The 4,041-nt window shown below is 63.8% G+C and carries 4 protein-coding genes and 1 pseudogene; 2 read left to right on the forward strand and 3 right to left on the reverse strand.

Features of this window, described 5'->3' with window-relative positions; all coding sequences use genetic code 11:
• From EN884_RS28220 to EN884_RS28230, 3 genes are all read right to left on the reverse strand, one after another.
• Window positions 1–357: aminotransferase class III-fold pyridoxal phosphate-dependent enzyme (locus tag EN884_RS28220; RefSeq protein WP_164895192.1), on the reverse strand; the 357-nt coding region annotated here is incomplete at its 3' end.
• Window positions 358–1,416 (reverse strand): phosphotransferase, encoded by a 1,059-nt coding sequence (locus tag EN884_RS28225; RefSeq protein WP_063167563.1) that lies wholly within the window; start codon window positions 1,414–1,416, stop codon window positions 358–360.
• Window positions 1,413–2,708, reverse strand: coding sequence for an ArgE/DapE family deacylase (locus EN884_RS28230; protein ID WP_063170179.1), 1,296 nt, complete (start codon window positions 2,706–2,708; stop codon window positions 1,413–1,415). The genes EN884_RS28225 and EN884_RS28230 overlap by 4 nt, the downstream gene beginning before the upstream one ends.
• A 203-nt stretch (window positions 2,709–2,911) precedes the next feature.
• On the opposite strand from EN884_RS28230, the gene EN884_RS28235 reads away from it, so the two are divergent.
• The gene (locus EN884_RS28235) at window positions 2,912–3,574 is read left to right on the forward strand and encodes a GNAT family N-acetyltransferase (RefSeq protein ID WP_244514272.1); all 663 of its coding nucleotides are present in this window, start codon (window positions 2,912–2,914) and stop codon (window positions 3,572–3,574) included.
• A pseudogene (locus EN884_RS28240) lies at window positions 3,571–4,041 on the forward strand (LuxR family transcriptional regulator); the annotation flags it as partial. The gene EN884_RS28235 and the pseudogene EN884_RS28240, both read left to right, overlap by 4 nt.

Consider the following 4,041-nt stretch of genomic DNA (forward strand, 5'->3'; position numbering starts at 1 on the left):
GAACATCGCGTGGCCGAGATGGGCCGGAACGGTGCCGAGAAGCTTTTCCGCGTAATCGAGGATGATCTCGCTGAGATAGCGTGTGTGGGTGTTGAGCGTTGCGGCCTGCCCGGACAGTGCCTCGACGACGCGCGGATGGCAGTGGCCGACCGAGGCGACGTTGTTGTAGGCGTCGAGGAACTTGCGGCCCTGGGCATCGTAGAGCCACACACCGCTGCCGCGCACCAGATGAATAGGGTTGCGGTAGAAGGCGCGGTAGGTCGGCCCGAGCAGCCTGGCGCGGCGTTCGAGCAGCGCGCGCTCCGATGCAGCCGCGTCGGCATTTGCGGGATACGGCGAGGACTGGGGCACGAGCATCTACTCCGGATTGGAATGGTCGAGAAAATAGCGGCGGGCATCGGTGGACGACAGACCATCAAGCTTTTCAAGCGAAGCCCAGACCTCGGTGGCGAGGCGCAGCACGTAGTCGCGCTTGGCCGGGAAACGCTCGGCCTGCCAACTGGCGATGTTGACGATGAGCGCAAGTCGGGCACGGATCAGATCGAAGAGAATGCCAATCTCTTCCTCCTCCAGTGGTTGGAGCGACTGATAACCTGCGACAAAGCGCGCTGCCGGTGCCAGCGGATGGCCTTCCGCCGGCCAGCGGTAGACGGCGCCGATGGCGAGGTCGCAGATCAGCGGCGAATGGATCATGTCGCCGAAATCGAGAATGCCGCTCACGACCTCCGGCCGCGAAGCATCCATCACCACATTGTAGGAATTCATGTCGTTGTGGACGATCTGCGCGCGCAGGCTCGGGATGACCGGCGCAGCATGCTCCTCGAAGGAGTCGATCGCGCGCTCGACCATCGCCCGCCGACTCGGATCAGTGATGTGCGCCATCATCGGCCGTGTCTTGGCGACCTTGCGGATGTCCCAGAGCAGGTCGTTGCCGGCGGCCGGATGGAAGAAGCCGCGCAGCGCCCGGCTGAGGCGGGCGAGGAAGATGCCCAGATTGCGATCCTGCGCCTCGGAAGTCGGCGAGCGCGACAGCAACTGACCGGACAGATAGGTCACCAGCCGGATAATGCGCGGCGCCGATCCAGCGACGCTGACCGCGAACTGCGCTTCATCCTCGATGCTTTTGCGCACCGAGGGAACCGGCAAGGTGGGGTCGACCGCAAGGATGTGGTCGAGCGCCTTGTTCTGGAAGTCGGTGAAGCCAGCTTCTTCCGCCGGATGGGAGATCTTCAGGACGAACTCGCCCTCGCCGTCGGTCTGAATATGGAAATTGTGGTCGCGTTCGCCAGGCAGCGGACGCGCGGTGCCGGTCAGCCCGTAGTGCCGGCGCAGGATGGCGAGGGCGTCGGCCGTGGAGACACCCGGTGCGTCCTCGGCGAGTGTTTCGCCGAACGCATCGGGCACCGCCGCATTCATGGCTTAGCCTCGATAGGTTCGAGGCCACACCAGTCGGCGATGAACAGCGCGATCGTCTGGGTGACCTTGCGCACCGAGTCGAGATCGACGGCCTCGTCATAGCCATGCGGCATGCGGCAGATCGGGCCGTAGACGATCGCCGGCGTGTCGGCATAGAGGCCGAAGAAACGTGCATCGGTGGTCGCCGAGGTGACGTGTTCCGTCAGCGGCTCGCCCCACACGGCGGTATGGCTGCGGCGCAGCACCGCTTCCATCTCGTCGGCGCCCTCCAGCACATAGCCCTCGGCCATGAAGCCATTGTAGGTCATCTTGGGTGGTCGGTTGGCCAGGAACGGATCGGCGCGCGCCGCATCGGCAATGCAGGCCTCGAGCTCGGCCCTGGCGTCTTCGAGCCTCTGGCCGGGATAGGTGGCGACGCGCATCTCGAAGACACAGCGCGCCGGAACGCTCGATGTCCACTCGCCGCCTTCGATCTTGCCGAGGTTGAAGCGGATCGGATGCGGGTGATCATGGAAATGCGGATCATCGACCTTGCGCGCGTTCCAGACGATTTCGAGCTGCTTCAGCGCCTGGATGATGACGAAGGCTTTTTCAATGGCATTGGCGCCGGCCGAAAATGCACCCGACGCATGCTGCGGATCGCCGTCGACCTCGACCCTGAACCAGATCGGCCCGACCTGCGCCCGCATCAGCCGCGGCTCCAGCGGCTCGGGAATGAAGGCGGCGTCGGCGCGGTAGCCGCGCTGCAGGCATGCAAGCGCGCCATTGCCGGTGCATTCCTCCTCGACCACCGACTGGAGATACACGTTCGCGGCCGGCTGATAGCCAAGGCTACGCAAGGCGCTCAGCGCATAGAGGCAGGCGGACAGGCCGGCCTTCATGTCGCCGGCGCCGCGGCCATGCATCCAGCCATCCTCGATCGCCGGATCGTAGGGATCGCGGACCCAGCGGTCGAGCGGTCCGGTCGGAACGACATCGATATGGCCGTTGAGGATCAGCGAGCGGCCGGTCGCGTTTCGCGGCGTGTGGGTAGCAACGACGTTGAAGGCATCGTCGTAAGAGACCGCCACGGGGGAAAAACCCGGCAGGTCGCGAATCACGTCGACATCGACGCGCCACATGTCGACCGCGTAGCCATCCGCCTCGTAGGCGGCGGCCATAAACGACTGCGCGGGGTGTTCCTCGCCACGTTGGGAGGGAAAGCGCACGAGGTCTTGCAGAAACGCGACCTGTCGGGCGAAGCCATCATCGACTGCGCTCAGAATGGCCTCATCCGCAATCCGCTTAGGCATCATATTTCACTTTCATCTGGATGGTGTATCATATCTCATATGCCATTCCTGTGAAATGCAAGAGGCATGCGCGCCAAACTTTCAGTCCAGGACTTGCCGTTCGATGCTGCCATGGTCTTGGGGGAGTTGGCATCGGATGCAGCAAGCCGATACTGCTATCTCTGGAAGACATGACGAGGAATGCGTTGATCACAGAAGACACGATGCCCGCCGAAATCACCGATCTCGCCATTGGCTACCATCGCCTGCCGGCTGGCAAGCTTGCCAATGCGGTGACCTGGATGGAAGCGCGTACGCCGCAGCCGGATCTCGCGCGCCCTTTGGGCATGACACGGATCACGACGCCCGACTGCGTTTCCTACCGGGCGATCTTTCTCAAGATCGGCGCACCCTGGCTGTGGGACCGCGTTTCCGAAATGTCCGATGCCGAAATCACCGAGCATTTCGCCGACCCGCGCCAGCATCTCTACTACGGCCATGATGAAACCGGCGCGCATCTCGGCATGGTCGAGTTCTTCGCCGCCGACAATAACGAGATCGAGATCACCTATTTCGGCCTGTTCCCGTCCCTGACCGGCCGCGGTTTCGGCAAACGGCTGATGGCCGGGGCACTGGAGCTCGCATGGCGTCTCAACCCGAGCCGCATCTGGCTGCATACAAGCAGCTTCGATCATCACAGCGTCATCGGATTCTACAGCGCCTGCGGGTTCGTGCCCTTCGCTACCGGATTTGAGATCGTCGACGATCCCCGTATCAAGGGAACCTTGCCGCGCGATGCCGCACCGCAAATTCCGCTGATCGAAGCGGAGTGGAGCGGCTGCGGCGACTCTCCCCCAGAGAGCTACAGGCTGTGCGGACCTAGATGAGAACAGCTCCGCAATCCGTCAGCCAAGCGTCGCCGCACCATCGCCGATGGGTGCGCCGCGAGACCATTCTGTCGACGCTGGCGCGTCATATCGACACGCGCATCGTGCTGTTCGCCGCGCCCGCCGGCTTCGGCAAATCGACGACGATGGCGCAATGGGCTGCGGAAATCGCACGCCACGGCAGGCTGACGGCATGGCTGTCCTGCGAGGCGACGGACAATGATGAGGGCGCCTTCCTATCGCATCTGGTGGGCGCGCTGCGCCATCTGGTCCAGAGCCCGGCGGAACTCGACCTTGCCTTCCAGTCGAGCCCCATCCCGCAGCTCGATGTCGTGCTCGCGGCACTTGTGGCGGGTCTGGCGGCGCGCGAGGCCGACATCACCCTGTTCTTCGACGATTACCACGCCGTCGAGGCGCCGGCGGTGAAGCGGTTCATGGAGCGCCTGACCCGGCAGGCGCCGGAAAAT

The organism is Mesorhizobium sp. M7A.F.Ca.AU.001.01.1.1 (assembly GCF_004022735.1).
In the GTDB taxonomy this organism is placed as follows: Bacteria; Pseudomonadota; Alphaproteobacteria; order Rhizobiales; family Rhizobiaceae; genus Mesorhizobium; species Mesorhizobium ciceri.